This window comes from Streptomyces sp. NPDC014861 (genome assembly GCF_043081625.1).
GTDB lineage: Bacteria > Actinomycetota > Actinomycetes > Streptomycetales > Streptomycetaceae > Streptomyces.
The window spans coordinates 792,226-813,274 of the sequence record NZ_JBIBWV010000001.1; the positions used below are offsets into that span (position 1 = coordinate 792,226).

The window sequence follows — 21,049 nt, forward strand, 5'->3', positions numbered from 1 at the left end:
TCAGCAAGGCGATCAGGAGTGCGGGGTAGCGGGGACGTGCACATCGTCATCATGGGCTGCGGGCGAGTGGGAGCCGCTCTCGCGCAGACCCTGGAGCAGCAGGGGCACACGGTCGCCGTCGTCGACCAGGACCCGACGGCTTTCCGCCGTCTGGGCTCCGGTTTCGGTGGTCGGCGTGTCACCGGTGTGGGCTTCGACCAGGACACGCTCCGTGAGGCGGGGATCGAGGAGGCCGGTGCCTTCGCCGCGGTGAGCAGCGGCGACAACTCGAACATCATCGCCGCCCGGGTGGCCCGCGAGATGTTCGGCATCGAAAACGTGGCGGCACGGATCTACGACCCCCGGCGCGCCGAGGTCTACCAGCGTCTGGGCATCCCGACCGTGGCGACGGTCCGCTGGACCGCCGACCAGATGCTGCGCCGGCTGCTGCCCTCGGGCGCGGAGCCGCTGTGGAGCGATCCGAGCGGTGGCGTCCAGCTCGCCGAGGTGCACACCTCCCCGGCGTGGATCGGACACAAGATCAGCCGGCTCCAGGACGAGACCGGCGTGCGGGTCGCCTTCCTCACCCGGCTGGGCGAGGCGGTCATCCCGTCCTCGCAGACGGTGCTCCAGGAGGGGGATCTGGTGCACGTGATGATGCGGACGGACGAGATCGCGAAGGTCGAGGCGGCCTTCGCCGAGGGTCCTGAGGAGGGCGGTCACTGATGCGTGTCGCGATCGCGGGCGCGGGTGCGGTGGGCCGTTCCATCGCGGGCGAGCTCCTGGAGAACGGCCACGAGGTCCTGCTGGTCGACAAGGCGCCGACGGCCATCTCGGTGGAGCGGGTGCCGCAGGCGGAGTGGCTGCTGGCCGACGCCTGTGAGATCACCTCGCTGGACGAGGCGGCGCTGCAGCGCTGCAACGTGGTCATCGCGGCCACCGGTGACGACAAGGTGAACCTGGTCGTCTCGCTGCTGGCGAAGACCGAGTACGGCGTGCCGCGGGTGGTCGCCCGGGTGAACAACCCGAAGAACGAGTGGCTGTTCAACGAGGCGTGGGGCGTGGACGTCGCCGTCTCGACGCCGCGTCTGATGTCGGCCCTGGTGGAGGAGGCGGTGAGCGTCGGCGATCTGGTCCGGCTGCTCCGCTTCAGCCACGGCGACGCCAACCTGGTGGAGCTGACGCTGCCGCCGGAGTCGGCGGTGGCCGGTACGCAGGTGGGCGAGGTCGACTGGCCGCAGGACACCTCCCTGGTGACGATCATCCGCGGTTCGCGGGTGCTGACGCCGAGCCCGGAGGAGACCCTGGAGGCCGGCGACGAGCTGCTGTTCGTGGCGGCGCAGGCCCGCGAGGAGCAGCTGGAGGATCTGCTCCAGGTCCGCCGGGAGCCGGCGGAGTAGAGCCGTACGGTACGCGGAAGGGCCCGGGACCTTTGAGGTCCCGGGCCCTTCTCGGTCTGCCGTTCGCCGTTTGCAGTTTGCCGCGGGACCTCACAGGTCCCGGGCCCTTCGCCGTGGGCCGGCGCTCCTCTAGGAGGAGGCGTCCTGTCCGCCGGCGGCGCGGGCAGCTGCCTCGCGCTCCTTCTCGGCCTTCTCCTCCGCCTCCATCTCGGCGAAGACGTCGATCGGCGGCGGCGCCTTGGCGAGGAAGACCCAGGTCAGGTAGACGGCGAGCAGGAAGGGGGGGATCTTCAGCGCAACGAGGACCCAGCCGAGCTGGGTGGTGTCGGCCCACCAGTAGAGCGGGAAGAGGATCGCGCACTTGGCGAGCAGGATCAGGCCCCAGGCCCAGCTGGCCTTCGCGTACGCCTTCTTCCGTCCCGGGTTCCGGGTCCGCCAGGAGAGGTTCTCCTTGAAGACCGGGCCGAGGATGAGGCCGATCAGCGGGACGCCGGCGAGCGTGGTGATGATGTACGCGAGGCCGAGGCCGAGCGTGTAGATCATGCCGGGGAGGTAGAAGTCCTTGGCGTTGCCGGTCATCATCGCGAAGACGACGCCGAAGCCGACGCCAAAGACGCCGCTGAAGGCGTGCTTGACGGTGTCGCGGCGCAGCAGCCGGACGGCGACGAGCACGAGGGAGACGGCGAGCGCGGCGATGGCCGAGAGCTGCAGGTTCTTGTTGATCGTGTAGATCGTGACGAAGAGCAGTCCGGGCAGGACGGTCTCGACCATGCCCCGGATGCCGCCGAACGCCTCGAAGAGCGCGGCCTCGGTCACCGCCTTGTCGGTCCGGGCGTCCTGGTCCGGGGTCGGCGGTGCGGTGGTCGGCTTGTCGACGGACGTCACCGGCTACTCCTGTCCGAGCGGTCGGAGCTCGTATTTGGGGTTGAAGAGGACCCGCCGGCCGTGGCTCATGGAGATCCGGCCGGAGGCGATCAGCTTGCGGCCGGGTTCGATGCCCACGATGGAGCGCCGTCCCAGCCAGACCACGTCGAGCGGCGCGGTGCCGTCGAAGAGCTCGGCCTCCAGGGCGGGGACACCGGCCCGGGGGCGCAGGGTGACCGTGCGCAAGGTACCAGTCACCTTGACTATCTGGCGGTCGGAACAGTCGCAGATCCGCGTGCAGCCCGAGGCCGCCGAGTCCTCCTGGAGCTCCTCCGACTCCAGGTCCTCCGGCGAGGAGGAGAGCCGGTCGAGCATCCGGCGGAACCGGCCCGCCGGCTTGTCGGTACGGGGTGCAGCACTCATACCGAAAGCGTACCGGTCACCGCTCCGGCCGGAAGATCCCCGGTTCAACGTTCGAAGCGGTACCCCATGCCGGGTTCGGTGACGAAGTGGCGCGGGTGCGAGGGGTCGGTCTCCAGCTTGCGGCGCAGCTGCGCCATGTAGACCCGGAGGTAGTTGGTCTCGGTGCCGTACGAGGGGCCCCAGACCTCCTGGAGGAGCTGCTTCTGGCTCACCAGGCGGCCGCCGTTGCGCACCAGGACCTCCAGGAGGTGCCACTCGGTGGGGGTGAGGCGGACGTCCCTGCCGTCGCGGTGGACCTTCTTGGCGGCCAGGTCGACGGTGAAGTCCTCGGTCTCGACCACGACGACGCCGTCCTCGGCGCCGCCGACGGGCTCGGCACGGCGGACGGCGGCGCGCAGCCGGGCGAGGAGCTCGTCCATGCCGAAGGGCTTGGTGACGTAGTCGTCGGCGCCGGCGTCGAGCGCCTCGACCTTCTCGTCGGAGGTGTGCCGCGCGGAGAGGACGATGATCGGGACCCGGGTCCAGCCGCGCAGTCCCTTGATGACGTCGACGCCGTCGATGTCGGGCAGGCCGAGGTCGAGGACGACGACGTCGGGATGGCGTTCGGCGGCCAGCTTGAGGGCGGTGGCGCCGTCGGGGGCGGAGTCGACCTCGTACTTCCGCGCCTTGAGGTTGATCACCAGGGCGCGGACGATCTGCGGCTCGTCGTCGACCACGAGGACCCGGGTCATGTCGGGGGCCTTCCTTCTGCTGTACGGGAGCGGATGCGGGGAGCTGGCGGGGCGAGCGGCGGGCGGCGGTACGGCGGAGGCGGCGGTACGGCGGGGGCGGCAGGGCAAGCGGTGGGCGGCGGTACGGCGGGGGCGGCACGGGCGCGGGGCGGGGGTTCAGCTCACCACGTGGGCCGGCAGGTCGGCGGCGGGGGGGGGGGGGCCCCCCCCCCCCCCCCCCCCGGCGGCGGCCGGGGGGGCCCCCCCCCCGCGGGGGGGGGCACGGGGGGGGGGGGGGGTTGGGCCTGGCGGCCCAACGTGGGGTGGTTGTCAGCTCCGGCCTGGCGGCCGGAGGGTTGATGGGGTGTCATGCCTGGCGGCATGAGGGGGTTGGGTGTTGCCCTTCCCTGGCGGGAAGGGGTGGCTTGTGGGGGCGCCTGCCGGCGCCTTGATGTCATGTGGGTTTTTTGGGCAGTGATTTGATTGGCTGCCACCTCCTCCCCTGGCGGGGAGTGGTGGGTTGCTTGGGTGGTGGGGTGGGCCTGGTTGTTTCAAACGTGGTGGTGTCTGGCTTCCGTCTAATGGATGGTGTTGAGGCCGGCTCTGTGCGTGGCGGGGTGTGGTGGGCTCACGCTTGATGAGGCAGGGTTGCTTTGCTGCTCGGGAGAGTCCCTGTCGCTTCTCTTCTTCTCGTCCTGGCGGACTCGTGGTGCTGCCGGACGTCTTGAGACTTGTACCTGCTCGCCGGTTGGTGGGTGTGCTCTCTTCGGTCTGGCGTCCACCTGGCACGTGAAGCGGCCCTGGGTGACGGCGCGGTGAGCCGGGTGCTGCACATCGGGGACAGCCAGTGGGTGATTTCGCTTCCGTCGGGGCTGGCCACGGCCGAACGTGAGCGGATCGTGTCCGCTCTCTTCGCCCGGGAGCTTGGTGTCCCCGCGGAGCGGCCCCTCGTCGTGCTGCGGCGAGATCGGCACTCCAAGGAGCCCTTCCTCACCTGGTGCCCGCAAGGGTGCGTGAGCGACCACACCAGCGCCATGCGGGAGGGGACCATGCTCGAGGACATCTCCCACGACATCGGTGCAGGTGCGGCCCTTGAGCTTCCCGTCTGGGATGCCAAGGAGGGAACCGCCGACTCGCGGGTGCTGTCGGGCTCAATCCGCGTTGAACCGCATTCCAGTCAGGCCTCACGCCGAGTGCCCTACGTGAGTCTGGAGGTATTCATGGACGAGTGGATGGAGTGCCTCGGCCCCGGCGAGCGCGCGAACGTGATTCAGACCTTGCGGGCGCACCTGGACGTACTGGACGGTCTGTGCGGGCGGCTTGCCGAGGCCCGGCGCGTGTACAAGGGAGCGGGGGCGTGAGCAGTGAGGTAGGCGACGGCTGTGTGGGGCTGGAGGGTGCCTGCGTGGTTGATCACGTGAAGTTCCCGGGAGCTCCACATCGTGCGTTCGGGTTCGCGGTGACGCTCGATGAGCGTGGCGGGGTGCAGGCGGGTGCCGAGCTGGTGGAGCTGGATCCTGAGGAGAAGTACCCGCGGGCGTGGGAGGTCTGGGCGGACATCGCCGGCTCGTGCCTGGAACTGACGAGCCCCGGTGAGATCGCTGGGCTTCAGGAACAGGTGCACGCGTTCCTCCAGGGGCTGGCGCCCCTGGCTGCGCGGCTGGCAGACATGCAGGCCGGCTCGGACCCGATGCGGGATGCGAACTGGGGGGCTCGATTCTTCGGCCAGGAGCACTGTGCCCGGGCACCGGGTGATGGCGCCGGAGTCGTGACGGCGCAGCTGTTTTGGGGGGACAGCCCGTCGTGCGGGCCTGTCGTCTCGTTCTTCTGCCCGGGATTCTCGGCGGATCTGGACGCTGATCAGACTCGGGCGTTCGCCAGGCGGCTGCGCCGGATGGCAGATGACGCCGATGTCCTGGCAGCGCGCCTGGACGGCCTGGAGGACAGGACGGCTGTCACGGCTACGGTCGGGGCGCCAGCGCCGCCGGGGGGGGCCTGACCCCGGGGCTCGTGCCGGCGGATTGCAGCGGGGTGGTGATCCGGCCAAGTTCCAGCCGGTGACAGCCGGACCTGGTCGGACACCGGCGGACGTGGTCGGACACTCACGGACAAGGACGGACGTCCGCGTACGTGGGAGGGGTGTGGCCGAACCATACGGGGCCTGGGAGCGGTCGTTGTTTCATCCAGGCCGGGGTGCGCCACACTCCCCCGTATGCCGAGCTTTCAGACAAGGAAGGCTATCGGTGACGCTCACGAACAACGCGTCGCCCAGGAACTCAACCGCCGCGGATGGCACGTCAGCCCCTGGGGGCAAGGAGTCATGGGCGAGCCCGTACGGCTCGCCCTGCACCACACCAGCAGCTCGCTGCGCTGGATGCCCGACCTCATCGCCGCACAGGGACGGCAGGTCGTGCTGATCGACTGCAAGAGCCGGATGACCAGCCGGGCCAGCCGGCGGCACGTGATCGAACGGGCTGCCATCACCGCCCACCTTCAGCTCGTCGCCTGGACCCAGCTCCCCCTGTACTACATCTTCGACAACCTCGACCTCCTCACCCCCTATGACGCCCTCAGCTACGGGCAGGAAGGCCCACGGACCACTGCCGGCTCCGGCACGCCCTACCTCCTCGTCCCCGCCGGCCAGTCCATGCCGTTCGAGGACGTCTTCGGCCGGCCCGGCAGACTTCTGGCTGCCTGATAAGGCGCAGCGGCCGCGGCCCCTCGCGGTGTCTGCTGCCTGTGCGGTTGCCCTGCTTCTCTGCAGTGGCGTCCTGGTCGTGCGGCGCCATCTCTGTATCGGCTGGTCTGTCGATGCCATGGGGTACGGGGGCTGACGGCCCGAGCCTGAGATCGGATCACTCTTGGCTGGCGGGCGTCGGCTGCTGGACCTGTACCGGGACTCCGTCTGGAAGCGGGGATCCTCCGGGAAGGGGACTTCGCCGGGCCGTGTGACCTGGTCCGCGGATCGCCTTTTCGATCTTGACCAGCTTGTCTTCGAGGTGCTTGGTGGGCCGGGCCTCGATGAGGATCCACTTCACTGCATCCAGGTCGACGATGTACTGCGCCGTCTCGACTTTGCCTTCCGGGCCGTTCGCGTCGACCGTGAAGGTGTAGACGCGGGGCAGGAGGTCGTTCTGGAATCGATCGTTGTTGTCGAAGAGGAAGGTGAGCCGGCGATGCGGCGGCAGGATGGGGATGCGCCGGCCGAGAACCTCCTGCATGACCTGGGTCAGGTCTGGTTCTCCCTGTCTGGGGGCCCATCCGGACTCCAGGGGCGGGTCGCAGGAGATGCGGACATCACGCGCGACAGTGGGGCCGGTGTTCTCGATGACGAGCAGCAGGGCCCCGTGCAGGGGATCCGGCTGGATGTCCACGATGACGTACGGTTCGTTCTGTTCCCGGTGAATGCGTTCAGAGAGCTTCAGTTGCCTCTTGGCGGTGCCACGGGCGATAGACGCCTGCCATACGGCGATGAGGGCGGCGACGACGGCGACGATGACTGTCCAGCCGTCGGTGCTGAGGGCTCTGAGGTGGTCCATGCGTTGACGCTACCGACAGCGTCTGACAGCGGGGTCCGTACGTCCCGCGCGTTCGGCGCCCTGCTGTCGCGTGGTCCGGACCGCGACTTTGCACGGCCTGGACCAGTCCGCAGGTAGGCGTAGCCGTCGACAGTGACGGCTTGATGGGCGCCTACCTCATAGCGGCGCTGGCGCACGTCTGGTCAAGGGAGGCTTCATGGCCTCTCTCAGTGTCTTCAACAGCATCCTTTGCCTTCATCTCAATGGATATTTTTCCTCTCTGGTTTCGATATTAAGACGTAGGGGCGCACCAAGTCCTTCGATTGGGCGGGTTTGTCGATCGTGGGACGCATCTCGCGTGGTGGAAGTACCGGCGCAGGTGGCAGTCCGTCTCCTACGGGTCTGCTGAGACGAGAGACGGACACAGGAGGCCACTCAGCGGTTGTTGTCGTTCCAGATGTAGACGCCGGTGGTGCCTCCGCCGTACCAGCTCTCCGGGCTGATCTCCGCTGTGAGAGAGGGGTGGTCGCTGATGGCCGGGTCGATCTCGGCAGGGTCGACGGAGCGGTAGGGCTGGGTGAAGACCAGAGCTGGCCGGCCGGTGTTCCGCGAAAGCCACATCGTCGTGTGGTCGTAGAAGTCCGGTTTGCTGTGACAGTCCCGTTTGGCGCAGCGGCCTTTGTCCAGCCAGTGAAGTCCGGAGGAGCAGCGTGTGTCACCGCTGCGGAGCTTGTGCTGGTCAGCCCAGTCCAGTAGGTCAGCGCGCATCTGCACGTAGATGTTCGGCCCGTAGGGCCAGTGCACCCCGTCGGTGTCGCGCCTGAGGATGTCCCGTGCCCGGTTGTCCAGGTCGGTGATCAGGTTCCTGTGACTGGGGCTCTGGCAGCGTAGGCAACACCATTGTGCGTCTCCGATACAGGCGCCGAAGAACAGCCCGCCGTGCCGGGGCTGACCGCATTCCGCGCAGTCGTACATGTATGAGCTCCTTCATTCTGGTCGGTCCTGGCGTTCCGGGGCGGTGCTGGCTGCCTGCGCCCCTTGACGGCGCTTCGCAGGTGCTTCTGCGCATGTCATCGTCGCTGCGATGCCTCAGCAGGAGGCAGTTTCGAGTGGGAAAGATGTGCGGTAGGTGCCGGCGCGATGTCCTGGTGCGGATTGAGGGGTGGATCGCGTTCACCGTCTCTTGGATGGCGACAGCGCCGGGGAGCGTGGAGGACGTCCTGATGGAGGTCCGCGAGGAGTCCGAGAGGAGTCCGATGAGCGGGGTGTGCTCGCGCTCACCCAGGCCGACGCCGTCCTCCTGCGGCTGACCATGGACGACCTCGACGCAGTGCTCTCCGACTCCGTCATCCGCGTCTACGAGGAGTACTCCGAGGGCGACGAGTGGGCGCTCCCTCCACTGCTGCCGGCGCTGCTTATCGCGGAGCGGCGCCGACCGAGCAGCTCAACCGGCTCACGGACGCCACGCTGACCGGGGCACGGGGAGACCTGCCGGTGCCGAAACGCACTTCAACCGGACTGTGTCATGCCCAGTGCCGAATCGGTGTACGGCCGCTCCCTGCCTTGTTCGACCTACTTCGTGCTCTTCGAGCGCGGTCCCTCCTGCCGGGGCGCTTTGGCCTTCTGGTGGTAGCTATCAGCGGCACCTGCCTCAGCATCCCTGACACGCCGACCACCCGCGCCCACCTGGAAACCGCGGCACCATGAGCGGGGGCGGATCGGCGGGAACTGTGGCGGTCCGGCTGAGGGGCTGGTCGGCCGGGAAGACGTCCCGGCTAACTGGCGGCGTTCCTGGCGGTGAGGGCTACGGCCTGGAGTGGGGGCACGGCATCGTGCAGTACGCAGACTGTACTTGGGCCGGCAGGACGGCGGGAGTCATCGCTCCTGAACGTGGTGGCGGACTGTCCCCGAGCAAGGCCATGAGGGCTCAATCGCTCGGCCGCGCATCGTCCTGGCTTCTCCGTGTGACGCCTTAGCATGAGGCGGTGCTCTGTCGGAGGTCCGGGGCAGGCAATACGGGGCGGGCGGGGGTGCGGTCGGAGTGAGCAGGGCAGGGCAGGCCGGAGAGGTCGGCAGTGTCTTTCGGTGCGAGCTGGCCACGCACCTGGCCGTGCACGGGCTCCGCAGCCGTACGGTGCCAGGGCTGGGTCTGCCGCCAGAAGTATGGCCCGTCCGGCTGGACTTCGAGACCAGAGACCCGACCGACGACATCCGTGTCACCTTCTCCGACGGGCGTCGTGCCTACGTGTCCGCGAAGCGGAAGATCGACCGAGGGCGTCCGCTGGAGGAGACACTGAAGGGGTGGGTAGGCCAGGTCCCGACGCTCGGTCCTGACGATCTGCTGGTCATCGCCGGTGAGGAACTCGTCGGCGATGTAAAGAACCTCGACCGGGCTCTGCGACGCCATCGTGCGGGCCTGCCCATGGAGACCGCTGACGAGATCGACGCCCTCGCACTCCTCACCGCCCGGCTTGCACCGGAGGTCAGTGGGATCGTCCTCGACCGGGCGCGTGTCCTTCATCTGCCCGGATCGACCGGACCGGCACTGCACCGGGCCCTGCTGGCCGCTCTGATGGACTTCGTGGTCGCGGACGCGCAAGGACCTCAGGCTGTAAGTGCCCTGGCTGACTTCTTCCACCGGCAGGCAGGCGAAGCGCTCGGAAGTTCCGCCGAGGAGTGGGTCGCAGCCCTGGCCGCCGCTGAGGTGACCGTGCTCCCGAACCCGGGAGGTCCGACGGCCATGCGTCTGGTTTCCCGTCGAAACGCCGTCAGCGTGTACCGCACCCGGCTCACGGCGGAGACCGGGCGGATCGACCTCAGCCTGCTCGCCGATGACCTCCCACCCCTTGTTGTCGACGACCTCATCGGCGGCCTCCAGATCGACATGGAGGGCGAGCGGACTTCCCATTTCCTCCTCCCCCGCCTGCGACGCTGGCGCCGCATGCTCATCGTGGGACAACCAGGCTCGGGAAAGTCAGTAGCAGTGCGGGAAATCGCAGCCCACTGCGCCGGCAACACCGCCGCCCCCATCCCGGTCCTCGTGTCGCTGCCGCGTCTGGTGAAGGCACAACCGGAACGCCTGACTGTCGACGGCCTGGTCGACAACGCCGCAACCTGCTATGCGCCGGACACGGACCGGGCGCCACTCGCCGCGTTTCTCCACGAGGAGATCGACCGGGGCCGCGCGCTGATCCTCTGCGACGGGCTCGACGAATGCGGGGACCGCGCCGCTTGGGTCGCGCAGCAGCTCGAAGAGATCCTCACGTCACTGCCTGCCTCCTGCGGGTTCGTGGTGACGACCCGGGCAAACAGGCAAGGGGCCGCGAAGCGGCTCGGCCTGCCCCGCGTCGAGCTCGCTCCTCCACGGGATCTTGGCGCGACGGTCGACACCATCCTGGTCGCCTGTGCCGAGGCGCGGATTCCCGAACCTGACCGAGCGGCCTTCCTCACCACGCGACGCGCCTGGATCAGGCATGCGAAGGATGAGCACGCACACCTTCTCGAGGTGCCGTTGCTTGCCGCTCTGCTTGCCCTCGTCTGCGCGAACGCGCGCGACGACGACCTCCCCAAAGGCCGCGCAGCGCTGTTGCACCGCGCGGTGGAACAGTCCGTGGACCGCTGGGAGCAGGAGCGGCTGCGCGGGACGCTGACGCCGTCCCGGCCCTGGGCACCCGCACTCACGACGGGCATGCTCCTCAACGGGTTCGTCACGCTCGGCCGGCTCCTCGACGGCGAGGCGACCCCGTCCGCCGAACGTGCCCTCGAGTCGCTGACAGGCATGCTGCAAGACCCTGTGCGCTGGGCCATGTCCCCGGCCGCGGCCGGGGAGGCGGCGAAGCACGTGCTCCGATTCTGGGACGAGCACGTTGCCGTGTTCGTAGTGAACGGGGCGGGTGAACTCACCACCCGAAGCAAGGTGTTCGCCGAGATCGCCACGGCGATGTGGGCGCGGTCGTGCGGGGCCGAGGACCTGCGGGACTGGCTGGGCAACGCCCTCGTCCACACGGACTCGGACGGAGCCATCGCGCTCGCTGCCGGACTCGATCCCCGCACGGTCGGGGCTCTGCTCGATGTCGGCGAGACACAGCGGGAGGCCACCCTTATGGTGGCCGACCTCGCAGAGCGCGGTGTCGTAACTCTTTCCGGCAGCGAGGCAGCACGAGCCTTGGGCCAATTGAGGGACGGAGTCCTCGGCGCGCTCGCGGGCGAGCCGATCCCCCCACGCGGCCCAGGCAAGCCGCTGGAATTCCTCCCGGCGTTGTGGGATAAGACGCGCGCCGCGGGCCCCTGGCCCTTCGTCGAGGCCGCCTGCCTGTTGGCCCTGCCGTCGGAATCGCGGCAGCACCGTGAGGACCTCGTGGGGCTGGCCAAGCTCAATGGCAGGGCGCAGTCGATTGCCCGGGCCCTGTGCGCGCTGACGGACGCACGAACGGACGCGTCTCCCCTGGGCGAGGCAGAGATGGAAGCGCTCCGCGCAGTGTTGGCCCTCCCCCTGCCGCAGGACCCCGAAGTCGTTCGTAGGAGACGGCATAACATAGAGATAATCGGCGGGGTACGTCTCGCTTTGGGTTTGGAACACATCGCCCTGCGTGCGGCAGAGCGCCTTGATGAGCTTCCCGAGGATGCGGGTGAGCGTCTGTTCGCCTTGGCGATGCACGCGCCAGGGCGCATGGCCGAGAGGATCTACATCGCGCTCGCGCGCGCGGGATTCGACGTGCGTCGACGTTGGGAGTATCTCGCCTCGCTGTGGGACTGGACCTCCAGCGTGCGGGACGACAGGGCTGCGTTCCTCTCCGACTTTGTGTCCCTTCACGACCCGTGTCCGGAGTCTGCGGAGGACGACTACTGGTCGCTCACCGCCCTCGGCGACCTTCTCGCAGCGACCGAGTACTCAAGTTCTTCAGTCAGCGAGATCGCTCGCGCACTCGCCCACGACGGCCCTGCGGAACGCCGGGCATGGCTTGACGCGACGGCGGACGCATACGGCATCGGCAAGGCGGCCGTGGCTGCCCAGGCCCATCGTCTAGAGAAGACCATCGCGCCCGATTCACTGACGGACGAATGGCTCGTTGCAAGCACACCGCCGCTGGTCACACCCTCGCTGCTGCCAGGAGTGACACAAGTCCTCACCGATGCCCAGAAGACGGCGTTGCTGACATGCCTGGAAGCCAAGTCCTCGTGGGTGGCGTGGTCGGCAGCGAAAGTGCTGATCAACCTGGACGGAGGTTGCGTTCCGTGGGACGGGCAGGAACTGTTCGACAGGGACCGGACGCATTGGTTTCGCCCCCGGGCCGGTCTGTTCCACGCCGTCGCCATCATGACCTCAGGCGACAGCCCTTCGCTCCTGGCACGAGCCGCTTCCTCGGCATCGGCGGATCACCGGTGGGCAGCGATGATGCTGACCTCCATCGCGCCGCATCTCGACCCCAACGGTTCGATCAGGAAGGCCCTGCGCCAGGACATCGACCTGTCCGTCCGTCCAAAGGACGCGCATCAGGTCACGCCCGCCCCGGCACACTGGAGTTGCGATCATTGCCGAACGGTCCAGGACCTCGATATCGAGGAGTGTCGCGGATGTGACGACGGCGCACGGCCGCAGGCTTGAGTGGGTGGTCTACGTTGTCTCTCCCGTCAGCAGGGGTGCTCCCAGCACGCACAGGGATGATGCCGTACGGGTCCAGTTCCCGGGCGAGAGAGCGGGGCAGACCCAGCAGTCCGGCCTTCGCGGTGCTGTAGGTGACGAGGTTCAGCCAGCCGGGGCAGATATTGACGCTGTCGATGTTCACGATCCGGGGCCCCAACGGCGTTCGGTCGGAACCATAACTGCCCCCACTCACGCAGTCTCCTGGGTACCGTGCTGCTGACGAACACCGTACGGACACCCCGGTGATCAGCCCGGTGGTCCGACGGTTTGGGAGGTGTCCTGATGCTGGAGGAAGCCGAGGAGATCGGCCGACGCGTCCGCAGGGCGAGGCTGCGCCTCTGTATGCCCCAGGCGGATCTCGCGACGGCCCTGGGGAAGTCGCAGGGCTGGGTGTCGAAGATGGAGCGGGGCCTGATCGAGCTGGACCGAGTCGGACTGCTCAACCAAATGGCTGCGGAGCTGCACGTCCACCCGAACGACCTGATCGGGCGCCCGTACAGCAGCTCCCCGGACGACAACCAGTGGCGGGTGGCCGCCTCTTCGATCCTGCGGGAGCTGCGCCGCTACGACCTCACACCGGTCTTCGACGGGACGCCGCGGGCGGCCCCACAGCTGTGGGGTGAGGTGACCCGCCTGCATCGGCTGCGCGACACTGCGTCGAACGTGGCGATCCTGCGGGTCCTGCCGGACCTGTTCCGCGAGGCGCGGGCTCTGGCCGAGGTGTCGGAGGGGCACGAGCGGGAGGAGGCGTACGCGATCTACGCGGTGTGCTGCAAGTTCGCCCACACGGCCGCCCACTCTCTCGGCCACCCCGAACTGGTCGCGATGGCCTGCGAGCGGGCCGCGTGGTCGGCCCGCCTTTCCGGGGACCCGGTGCTGCCCGCGGTCGCGGACTGGATGCGGGTGTGGGACATGTGGGCCACGGCCGACTGGTCGGACGCGCTCACGCTCTCGGACAAGGCCCTCGGCTCGGTGCAGCAGGCGTACGAGGACGGTGACCCGCTGGCTGTACGGGCCTGGGGAACGCTCCAGCTCCGGGCGGCGGTCTCGGCTGCCCGCGCCGGCCGGGCGTCTGAGGCGGAGGACCGGATCGGGTACGCGAAGGATGCCGCCGAGCGGATGGACGCGTACACCGGGGTGCCGGTGTACGACCGGCACTCGTTGACGTTCTCCGCGGGGAACGTGCAGATCCACGCGATCAGCGTGGCCCTGGAGATGGGCGAGCAGGGCAAGGCTCTGGAGATCAACCGTCGCACCAGCCCCGAGCTGGTGGGCGCTCTTCCCAACTCGCGTCAGGGTCACCATCACATGGACATCGCGCGGGCGTGGCTGTGGGATGGCAACCGGGACAAGGCCCTCGGCGAGCTGGAGACCGCCGAGCGGATCGCCCCCCAGCTCGTACGCAACCACCCCATCGCCCGCTCCACGCTCCGTAGCATCGTCTACGCCGAACGGGCAGCCACGCGGGAGAAGTTGCGGCGCATGTCCGACCGTTTTCACCTGGACGGATAGGGGCCGTATTCCTCCGGCTCATATTCGGGGTGGCGGTGGTTCCTAGCTTCGGGGCATGACCGGACGACGTTCTGCCCATCTCCCATCGCAGGGAGCCGAGTTAGGAACAGCGGCTCCCTTCTTCCCTCAGCTCGGCGACCTCGCCGCCGACACCGCCCGCGAGGGCCGGGTTGGCGTCGTGGTCAACCTTCCCGGTGAGGACTCCGCCACCACCTTCCACTTGCGGCCGCCCGGCGGCGGGCCCGCCTGGTCGGCGCCGGCGGACGGCACGACACTGCGGCCGGTGCCGGTGCAGGCCACCCACGTCACGCTGCTGCCCGGCCGCGACGCGGTCTACGACCCGCGCGCTCGCCAAGGTTCGGTGCCCGTCGAGATCTACTTCGAGGACGGCTCGTCTCGCGAGGGAGCCCTCGTCCTCACCTCGGCCGAGCTGGAACGGCTGTACGCGCAGACCAGCCGCCTCCTCGCCGCACACGAGAACGCCCTCGGGGAGACCTCGTGAGCGGGGCCCGACACCGTACTCCTCGCTCCACGTCCTTCGTACGGGCGGACCACAGCGGCCGGATCGCCCTGGCGTTCCTCGCCTTCGCCAGCCTGGCCGGACCGATCTGGACGCTGCGTACCCACGCCGGTCAGCTCCTCGATGTCACGGTCCACCAACCGGTCGTGGTCACACCGAACCGTATCTCGGCGCCCTCACCACCGACCGCTGAACAGCGAAGCGCGTGGTGAGCAGCGGCTCGGTCGTACCGCCTCTTGCAGCCACACCACCCCGACCACCTGCGATCAGGAGGTTCTGATGGATCTTGTCCCCGCCCCTGCTAGAGGCGTCGACGCCGTCACCGTCCGCCCCGGCCGTCCGCTCGCCGGGACGGTCCGGGTGGACGGCTCGAAGAACGCGGCTCTGCCGCTGTTAGCCGCCGCCGCGTCCCTGGGCCGCGGAGTCCGCCTGTCCGGCATCCCGGCCAGCGCCGACGTCCAGAGGATGCTCGGCCTACTGGAACAATGCGGCTACCGCGTCGCCCGCCCGGTCGCCGAACCGGGAGCCGTGATCGTGGTGCCCAAGGAGCACCTGGCCGCCGCGCCCGATCTGACCGACGCCGGGCAGATCAGGGCCTCCTACTACCTGGTGGCTCCTCTGCTGGCCGCCTACGGGCAGGCGGCCCTTCCCTGGCCGGGTGGCTGTCAGATCGGTGACCGCGGGATGGAGCTGCACTTCACCGTCTACGAGGCATTCGGTGACATCGTCCTGCTCGATGACACCGGATACCGGATCCTTGCCGCCGACCGGGCCCGCGACAAGGTCGTCCTGGCGCTGCCGTTCCGCTCGCGGGGAGCGAGCATCGCCGCGATCTGCCGGGCGGTCGTGGCCGGCTGCTGTCTGGAACTGGGGAACCCCAACCTGTCCCCGGAGACCACGGGCGTGCTCGCCTCCTTACAGTCCGCCGGGTGGACGGCCCAGGCCGACAGCGGCACGATCACGCTGGCCCCGCCGCCGGGCGTCCCGGCCGGGACCGTCGCCTGGACGGTTCCCGGCGACAAGATCGAGGCGGGAACCCTGGCCTGCGCGATCGCTGCCACTGGTGGTGAAGGGTGCATCGAAGGCGTGGCTGGAGCGGATCTCAAGGTGCTGGCCGGCCTGCTGGACTGGGCCGGTATCCCGGTCTGCCTCGCCCCCGACGCGATCACCGTCTACCGGGCCCGCACCGTGAGCGGACGGCCGCTGCAGGCGGTTGCTTCCTTGGCCCCGGACGGCTTGGACGCCGACTTCGAGCCCGCGTTGGTGGCCCTGGCCCTTACTCTGCCGGGCACCCATCTGTTCGCGGACGGCATCAACCCTGGCCGCCATGGAAACCTACTCTCCCAGCTCGCCCGGCTCGGAGCGGTGATCGAGGAACTCTCTCCCACGCAGTGCCGCTTGGACGGACCACAGCGCCTGAACGGCACCACCGTGAAGGCCACCGACATCCGCACCGGCTCCGCTCTTCTGATCGCCGGCCTCGGTGCCCGGGGCGCCACTATTGTCAGTGGGCTCGATCAGCTGCGTCGCGGTCACGCCGACCTGCCCGCCAAGCTCCGTGCCCTCGGTGCCGACCTCACCGACGTGCCGTGATGAGCAGGACGTATGGCCAGATCGTGGCCACCACCGACCTGCACTCCGCTCTCGACGAGGCCAGCAGGCTCCTGCCGCACCTGCACCAGCTCAAGGCGACCTCGCTCATCGCCGACTGTGGCGACTTCTTCGAGGGCACCGGCTACTACCAGCTGGGCCAGGGCACTATCGAGCGGGAGATCCTCACGTCGCTGTACGACGTGCTGGCACCCGGCAACCACGGCTGGCCCCACTACTTTGAGCCCGGTCTGCGCGAGATGACGGTCTGCGCCAACGCCATCGATTCCACCGGGCGGCCGCTCTTCGACCGCCTCCGTGTCGTAGAGATGCACGGCCGCCGGGTCGCCGTCACCGCAGTCATCGGCGTCAGCGTGTTCCTGACTGTCCCCCTCAATCAGCGGGTAGGACATCGTGTCACCGACCCCGTGGCAGCGCTGCGTGAGCTGATGCTGGCGCACCACCATTACGTGGACTCCTGGATCGTGCTGTCCCACTCCGGCTTCGACGAGGATCTCAAGCTCGCCGAAGCCTGCCCGTTCGTGGACGTCGTTTTCGCCGGCCACTGCCACAGCGACACCTATGGCCCCGTGCACGTCGGCGACACCCTCGTGGTCAAGGGCCGTGAGCTGGCCGACGGATACGCCGCAGCCGAACCCGTCGGCTCCGGCTGGGCCGCCCGTACCGCCGTCTTCCCCGCCCCCGCGATGGTCCCGGACGAGCTCGCCGCCCTGGGCAAGAAGATCGACTCCATCTGCCGAACACTCGGCACTCCCCTCGGTACCGTCAAGGAGCCCTACCGCGGCGCCGTCCTCGACCGTCACCGGCTTCTCCAGGACGTCGCATCCCGCCTTCACACTGGCCTCGGCGCTGATGCTGTCGTCCTGAACGACACCGCCCTACGGCCCGCCTACCTCAGCGACGTTCTGACGCTCGGAAACCTGCTGGCCATCGAGCCGTTCGGCAACCAGCTCGTTCACACCGTCCTCGCGGACCGACACACGCGAACCCCGGCCGGACTGCTCTCGCACCTGACCAAGCAAACCGGCCCCCTGGCCATCTCCCCGTGGCCTCTGCCACCGGACATCCGGTCCGTACTGACGACCGGCTATCTCGCCGACACCTACCTCGGCGGGCATACCCACCAGGCCGGCCTCCGGCTCGGTGAGGTCGTCCGCCGCGCCCTCGCCACCCCGCTGCCCGACCAGGAAGGCGCACGATGATCCTCACCGGCCCCGAGATCACCGCCGCCGCCCACGACGGCCGCCTGACGATCAGCCCGTTCGAACCCGGGCAGGTCAACCCCAACAGCTACAACGTCCGCCTCGGCCCCACCCTGCTGACCTACACAGCCTCGGTCATCGACGCCCACCAGCCCAACCCGACCGCCACGGTCGAGATCGGCCAGGACGGGTACGTCCTCCAGCCCGGCGAGCTCTACCTCGGCCACACCCTCGAACAGGTCGGCTCCGACACCTTCGTCCCGCTGCTGTTCGGCCGCTCCTCCGTCGGCCGGCTCGGCCTGTTCGTCGAGATCACCGCCCCCATCGGCGACATCGGCTTCCACGGCCAGTGGACCCTGATGCTCTCCCCGATCCGCCCCCTGCGCGTATACGCGGGCATGAAGATCGGACAGATCATGTTCTTCGTCTCCACCGGAGTCATCGACCTGTACGCGGGCAAGTACCAGGCCGCCGACGGCCCCCAGCCCTCCCGCTACTGGCGGGACCTCGCCTGCATCGGGGCGGTCACCTCGTGATCCTCACCGGCCCCGCGATCACCGCCGCCGTCCGCGCCGGCGAGATCACCATCGACCCGTACGACCCCGACCGCGTCTCCCCGAACGCCTACGACTGGAGCCTCGGCGCCACCCTCCGCGTCTGCGCCGGCGACCTCGACGCCGCCGCCCCCACCCCCTACACCGAGCAGACGATCCCCAGCACCGGTCTGGTCCTCCAGCCCGGAGTGCTCTACCTCGGCGTCACCCACGAGCGCACCGGCTCTGAGGCGTACGCGCAGATGCTCAACGGCGACCGGACCATCGGCACCCTGGGCATCTGGGTCCACGTCTCCGCCCCGCTCGGGCACCAGGGGCATGCGATCCGCTGGACCTTGGAGATCCGGGCCGCCCGGCCTGTCCGCGTCTATCGGGGCATGACGTTCGGCAAGCTGGTCTTCCTGACCACCCAGGGCACACCGGCCAGCTACCAGCGGCAGCTGGCGAAGTACGCCACCACCGAGGGAATCGACATCTCCCGCCTCTACGAGGAGATCGCCGGAGGCAGCCGATGAACTCCCTCGCCAGTCCCGCCCCGGGGCCGCTGACGGCCACCTTCCTGGACCTGCCCGCCGACAGTCCCGGCGGCAGCGTCGAACTCTTCCTCGACCTCTACACCGGCGAGAAACCCCTCATCCCCGCAAGGGCCTTCATGCTCACCCCGACCGGGCCCCGCCCCAGGACTCCAGCCGGCCTCGACCTGCTCAGCGTGGCCGGCAAGTGCCTGGAGGGACCGGCCTTCAGCCGGTACGTCGCTCAGCTGCGCAGAGCCCTGACGGCCGCGCTCGCTCACTCCGGGATCGACGTCCTTCACCTGCACCACCTCGCCTTCGGCGCGACTCCCGCCCTGATGAGGGCCCTGCCCGCGCACCCCCGAATCGCCCTGGTCCACGGCACTGACCTGCTCTTCGCCGAAGCCCACCGCGACCAGCTCCAGGTCCTGCGGGCGACCGCCCGGGCCGCCGACGCCATCGTCGTCCCCACCGGCACCATGGCAGACCACCTCCTCAAGCTCGCCCCGCAGACCGACCGCCGCAAGATCACCCACATCCCCTGGGGCATCCCCGACCGCCTCCTCACCCACCCGCCCCTCCGTACCACCCGCACGTCCAAGAGCCACCTCCGCCTGCTCTACGCGGGCCGCCTGACCGCAGAGAAGGGCGTCGAGGCCCTGCTCCGAAGCGTGGCCCCGCTCCAAGGCGTCGAACTCTCGATCGCCGCACCCACAGCCCAGTTCCGCGCGTTGGCCCCCCGGCTGCAACGGGCCGGGGTGAGGGCCCGCTATCTCGGCTGGCTCAGCCGCCCTCAGCTGTGGAAGACGTTCGCCGAGCACGACGTGCTCGTCATGCCCTCCACGACCCTGGAGGCCATGGGCCTGGTCGCCCTGGAAGCCCAAGCCTGCGGCCTCCCCGTCCTCTACCAGCCCGTCCCCGGCCTCAGCGAAGCCCTCGCCCGCACCGGTATGGCGACCGACTTCACCCGCCCCTCGGCGCTCACCCGGGATCTGGACCGCCTGCGAACAGAACCCGGTCTCCTCCCGGTCTTCACGCAGGCCGGGTACGCCAACGCCGCCCGGTATCCCCTGTCGAAGACCGCCCGAGAACTGGCCGGCCTAGGCAGCCAGCTCACCTGAGGACCACCCGGGCCGAGCCCTCCGCGACCACCGGCACGCCGTTGCTCGGCCCGACCGGCCCACGTCACTACGCTGGCCGCTGGGATGCCCACACGAAGAGGGAGACCATGCCGTACCGCACCGAGCACATCGAGAACCTGCTGAGCGAAGGCGTCCGCGACAAGGTCTACCCGGGCGCGGTGTGGGCCGTCGGCGACTCCGCAGGCGTACGGGCGACGGGCACCACCGGCGTCCTCGACCCCGACGAGCCGGACGTGAGGATGCGGCCGGACACCGTCTTCGACGCCGCCAGCCTCACCAAGATCCTCGCGGTCTGGGCATCCATCGGAGCCCTGTGGGAGGACAGCGTCCTCGACCTCGACGCCCCGCTCGGCACCTTCTGGGACGAGGTCACCGGCCACCCCCTCGGCACCGTGACCGCCCGGCAGCTCCTGACCCACACCGCCGGCCTCCCCCTCCGGGCCCAGCTGAAGGACCTCTACGGCACCGACCCCGCCGCCATCCGCCGCGGAGTCCTGCACGAGGCCCTCAACCGACCGCCCGGCGAAGCCGTCGAGTACACCGACCGCGCCGCCCTCATCCTCGGCTACCTCGCCGAACACCTCTCCGGCCTGCCCCTCGACCAGCTCTGCGAGACGAGGACCTGGCGCCCACTCGGCATGGACTCGACCCGCTTCGGCCCGCTGCCCGCCAACATCGCGTCCCGCTGCGCTCCCACCGAGCTCGACCAGGACACCGGCACCCACCTCAAAGGCACCGCCCACGACTTCTCCGCCCGGCTCCTCGGCGGAGTGTGCGGCATCGCCGGCACCTTCACCGTCCTCAACGACCTGGCCGTCTTCCTGCGCTACATGCTCGCCCCCACCACAGCCCCCGCCCAGGCCGGCTTCGGAGCCGAGTGGAGCACCCACTCCCTCACCGTGCAGACCGGCGGCCTCCAACCCGAACGCGGCCTGTTCTGGCACCCGGCCCCCGGCACCACCGCCGAACAAGACCTCTGGGTCCACTACGGCTTCACCGGCACCGGCATGTGGATCTCCCCCACCCAGGACAGGTGGGCGGTGCTGCTGACCAACAAGCTCTACTACACCCGCGACCGCCAGCCTCTCACCGACGTCCGCAACGCCTTCCGAGAGCTGGCGTTCACCTGACGCACCTGGCGCCGCCTCCGCCCCTCACCGAGCCGTTGATCAGGGTGCAGCCGTACCTGGCCCTGGGGCACGAGCCGGCCGACGCTGATGTCTTCTACACATCGCCGATCCCGCCCCAGCGGATCGAGTCCACGTGTCCCCCGGCGATCCCGCCTACAACCGGTACCCCGAGCTCCCGCGCGGATGACCTGCGCAGCCGAGTCCTTTACGAGCCCGAGCCGCTCATGTTCTTCCGCTGGGACTGACTCCGGCCCCACCTGAACGCGCCGATCGTGCCGACTCGCGGTCCTGTCCATCCCGACGCCCTGCCCGTCAGGGTCTGCGAGGA

At 69.3% G+C, this 21,049-nt stretch carries 21 protein-coding genes; 15 read left to right on the forward strand and 6 right to left on the reverse strand.

Annotation, left to right across the window (positions count from 1 at the left end; translation table 11 throughout):
* Positions 1 to 36 precede the first annotated feature (36 nt).
* Positions 37 to 705, forward strand: a complete 669-nt coding sequence (locus ACF1BN_RS03345) for a TrkA family potassium uptake protein (RefSeq protein WP_189852669.1) — start codon at positions 37 to 39, stop codon at positions 703 to 705.
* Entirely contained in the window at positions 705 to 1,379 is a 675-nt protein-coding gene (locus tag ACF1BN_RS03350; RefSeq protein WP_392329873.1) for a potassium channel family protein, read from the forward strand. The genes ACF1BN_RS03345 and ACF1BN_RS03350 overlap by 1 nt, the downstream gene beginning before the upstream one ends.
* Before the next feature lie 129 nt (positions 1,380 to 1,508).
* Here the strand turns inward: ACF1BN_RS03350 and ACF1BN_RS03355 are convergent, their stop codons facing one another.
* Genes ACF1BN_RS03355 through ACF1BN_RS03365 form a run of 3 tightly spaced genes read right to left on the reverse strand, consistent with a single transcriptional unit; the run spans position 1,509 to position 3,397 of the window.
* Positions 1,509 to 2,264 carry a DUF3159 domain-containing protein gene (locus ACF1BN_RS03355; protein ID WP_392329874.1) on the reverse strand — a complete coding sequence of 252 codons (756 nt, stop codon included), beginning with the start codon at positions 2,262 to 2,264 and terminating at the stop codon, positions 1,509 to 1,511.
* A 3-nt stretch (positions 2,265 to 2,267) separates the two neighbouring features.
* Complete coding sequence (locus tag ACF1BN_RS03360) at positions 2,268 to 2,666, reverse strand: OB-fold nucleic acid binding domain-containing protein (protein WP_376605653.1); 399 nt, start codon at positions 2,664 to 2,666, stop codon at positions 2,268 to 2,270.
* Positions 2,667 to 2,710: 44 nt separating this feature from the next.
* The gene (locus ACF1BN_RS03365; RefSeq protein WP_392329875.1) at positions 2,711 to 3,397 is read right to left on the reverse strand and encodes a response regulator; all 687 of its coding nucleotides are present in this window, start codon (positions 3,395 to 3,397) and stop codon (positions 2,711 to 2,713) included.
* A 710-nt stretch (positions 3,398 to 4,107) separates the two neighbouring features.
* On the opposite strand from ACF1BN_RS03365, the gene ACF1BN_RS03370 reads away from it, so the two are divergent.
* The 3 genes from ACF1BN_RS03370 (at position 4,108) to ACF1BN_RS03380 (ending at position 6,074) form a co-directional block, all read left to right on the forward strand.
* On the forward strand, positions 4,108 to 4,737 hold the full coding sequence (locus ACF1BN_RS03370; RefSeq protein ID WP_392329876.1) for a DUF6907 domain-containing protein: 630 nt from the start codon (positions 4,108 to 4,110) through the stop codon (positions 4,735 to 4,737).
* Complete coding sequence (locus ACF1BN_RS03375) at positions 4,734 to 5,375, forward strand: hypothetical protein (protein ID WP_392329877.1); 642 nt, start codon at positions 4,734 to 4,736, stop codon at positions 5,373 to 5,375. Before ACF1BN_RS03370 ends, ACF1BN_RS03375 begins: the two co-directional genes overlap by 4 nt.
* Before the next feature lie 321 nt (positions 5,376 to 5,696).
* A complete protein-coding gene (locus ACF1BN_RS03380; protein WP_392329878.1) occupies positions 5,697 to 6,074 on the forward strand; it encodes a hypothetical protein in 378 nt (125 codons plus the stop codon).
* Positions 6,075 to 6,231: 157 nt separating this feature from the next.
* On the opposite strand, the gene ACF1BN_RS03385 is transcribed toward ACF1BN_RS03380, so the two are convergent.
* Entirely contained in the window at positions 6,232 to 6,915 is a 684-nt protein-coding gene (locus tag ACF1BN_RS03385) for a hypothetical protein (protein WP_389167944.1), read from the reverse strand.
* 414 nt (positions 6,916 to 7,329) lie between these two features.
* Entirely contained in the window at positions 7,330 to 7,869 is a 540-nt protein-coding gene (locus ACF1BN_RS03390; RefSeq protein WP_392329879.1) for a hypothetical protein, read from the reverse strand.
* A gap of 292 nt (positions 7,870 to 8,161) precedes the next feature.
* Between ACF1BN_RS03390 and ACF1BN_RS03395 the strand changes: the two genes are divergently transcribed.
* Together ACF1BN_RS03395 and ACF1BN_RS03400 are read left to right on the forward strand one after the other, a co-directional pair.
* Positions 8,162 to 8,365 carry a hypothetical protein gene (locus ACF1BN_RS03395; protein WP_392329880.1) on the forward strand — a complete coding sequence of 68 codons (204 nt, stop codon included), beginning with the start codon at positions 8,162 to 8,164 and terminating at the stop codon, positions 8,363 to 8,365.
* A gap of 570 nt (positions 8,366 to 8,935) precedes the next feature.
* A complete protein-coding gene (locus tag ACF1BN_RS03400) occupies positions 8,936 to 12,499 on the forward strand; it encodes an NACHT domain-containing protein (RefSeq protein WP_392329881.1) in 3,564 nt (1,187 codons plus the stop codon).
* Here ACF1BN_RS03400 and ACF1BN_RS03405 read toward each other — a convergent pair.
* Positions 12,393 to 12,776, reverse strand: a complete 384-nt coding sequence (locus tag ACF1BN_RS03405) for an SDR family NAD(P)-dependent oxidoreductase (protein ID WP_392329882.1) — start codon at positions 12,774 to 12,776, stop codon at positions 12,393 to 12,395. The genes ACF1BN_RS03400 and ACF1BN_RS03405 overlap by 107 nt on opposite strands.
* 44 nt (positions 12,777 to 12,820) lie before the next feature.
* On the opposite strand from ACF1BN_RS03405, the gene ACF1BN_RS03410 reads away from it, so the two are divergent.
* From ACF1BN_RS03410 to ACF1BN_RS03445, 8 genes are all read left to right on the forward strand, one after another.
* Positions 12,821 to 14,050 carry a helix-turn-helix domain-containing protein gene (locus ACF1BN_RS03410; protein ID WP_392329883.1) on the forward strand — a complete coding sequence of 410 codons (1,230 nt, stop codon included), beginning with the start codon at positions 12,821 to 12,823 and terminating at the stop codon, positions 14,048 to 14,050.
* A 55-nt stretch (positions 14,051 to 14,105) separates the two neighbouring features.
* Entirely contained in the window at positions 14,106 to 14,552 is a 447-nt protein-coding gene (locus tag ACF1BN_RS03415) for a hypothetical protein (RefSeq protein WP_392329884.1), read from the forward strand.
* Between the two features lie 297 nt (positions 14,553 to 14,849).
* Complete coding sequence (locus ACF1BN_RS03420; protein ID WP_392329885.1) at positions 14,850 to 16,163, forward strand: UDP-N-acetylglucosamine 1-carboxyvinyltransferase; 1,314 nt, start codon at positions 14,850 to 14,852, stop codon at positions 16,161 to 16,163.
* Entirely contained in the window at positions 16,163 to 17,383 is a 1,221-nt protein-coding gene (locus tag ACF1BN_RS03425) for a metallophosphoesterase (RefSeq protein ID WP_392329886.1), read from the forward strand. The genes ACF1BN_RS03420 and ACF1BN_RS03425 overlap by 1 nt, the downstream gene beginning before the upstream one ends.
* Positions 17,380 to 17,919, forward strand: coding sequence for a dCTP deaminase (gene dcd, locus ACF1BN_RS03430; RefSeq protein WP_392329887.1), 540 nt, complete (start codon positions 17,380 to 17,382; stop codon positions 17,917 to 17,919). Before ACF1BN_RS03425 ends, dcd begins: the two co-directional genes overlap by 4 nt.
* On the forward strand, positions 17,916 to 18,452 hold the full coding sequence (locus ACF1BN_RS03435) for a deoxycytidine triphosphate deaminase (RefSeq protein ID WP_392329888.1): 537 nt from the start codon (positions 17,916 to 17,918) through the stop codon (positions 18,450 to 18,452). The genes dcd and ACF1BN_RS03435 overlap by 4 nt, the downstream gene beginning before the upstream one ends.
* Positions 18,449 to 19,570 (forward strand): glycosyltransferase family 4 protein, encoded by a 1,122-nt coding sequence (locus ACF1BN_RS03440; RefSeq protein ID WP_392329889.1) that lies wholly within the window; start codon positions 18,449 to 18,451, stop codon positions 19,568 to 19,570. The genes ACF1BN_RS03435 and ACF1BN_RS03440 overlap by 4 nt, the downstream gene beginning before the upstream one ends.
* 107 nt (positions 19,571 to 19,677) lie before the next feature.
* Positions 19,678 to 20,721, forward strand: a complete 1,044-nt coding sequence (locus ACF1BN_RS03445) for a serine hydrolase domain-containing protein (protein ID WP_392329890.1) — start codon at positions 19,678 to 19,680, stop codon at positions 20,719 to 20,721.
* Positions 20,722 to 21,049 lie beyond the last annotated feature (328 nt).

Coding starts and splice junctions, on each gene's coding strand:
- ACF1BN_RS03350 (WP_392329873.1), top strand. CDS start 705: ATGCGTGTCGCGATCGCGGGCGCGGGTGCGGTGGGCCGTTCCATCGCG.
- ACF1BN_RS03360 (WP_376605653.1), bottom strand. CDS start 2,666: ATGAGTGCTGCACCCCGTACCGACAAGCCGGCGGGCCGGTTCCGCCGG.
- ACF1BN_RS03365 (WP_392329875.1), bottom strand. CDS start 3,397: ATGACCCGGGTCCTCGTGGTCGACGACGAGCCGCAGATCGTCCGCGCC.
- ACF1BN_RS03380 (WP_392329878.1), top strand. CDS start 5,697: ATGGGCGAGCCCGTACGGCTCGCCCTGCACCACACCAGCAGCTCGCTG.
- ACF1BN_RS03385 (WP_389167944.1), bottom strand. CDS start 6,915: ATGGACCACCTCAGAGCCCTCAGCACCGACGGCTGGACAGTCATCGTC.
- ACF1BN_RS03390 (WP_392329879.1), bottom strand. CDS start 7,869: ATGTACGACTGCGCGGAATGCGGTCAGCCCCGGCACGGCGGGCTGTTC.
- ACF1BN_RS03410 (WP_392329883.1), top strand. CDS start 12,821: ATGCTGGAGGAAGCCGAGGAGATCGGCCGACGCGTCCGCAGGGCGAGG.
- ACF1BN_RS03415 (WP_392329884.1), top strand. CDS start 14,106: ATGACCGGACGACGTTCTGCCCATCTCCCATCGCAGGGAGCCGAGTTA.
- ACF1BN_RS03420 (WP_392329885.1), top strand. CDS start 14,850: ATGGATCTTGTCCCCGCCCCTGCTAGAGGCGTCGACGCCGTCACCGTC.
- ACF1BN_RS03425 (WP_392329886.1), top strand. CDS start 16,163: ATGAGCAGGACGTATGGCCAGATCGTGGCCACCACCGACCTGCACTCC.
- dcd (WP_392329887.1), top strand. CDS start 17,380: ATGATCCTCACCGGCCCCGAGATCACCGCCGCCGCCCACGACGGCCGC.
- ACF1BN_RS03440 (WP_392329889.1), top strand. CDS start 18,449: ATGAACTCCCTCGCCAGTCCCGCCCCGGGGCCGCTGACGGCCACCTTC.
- ACF1BN_RS03445 (WP_392329890.1), top strand. CDS start 19,678: ATGCCGTACCGCACCGAGCACATCGAGAACCTGCTGAGCGAAGGCGTC.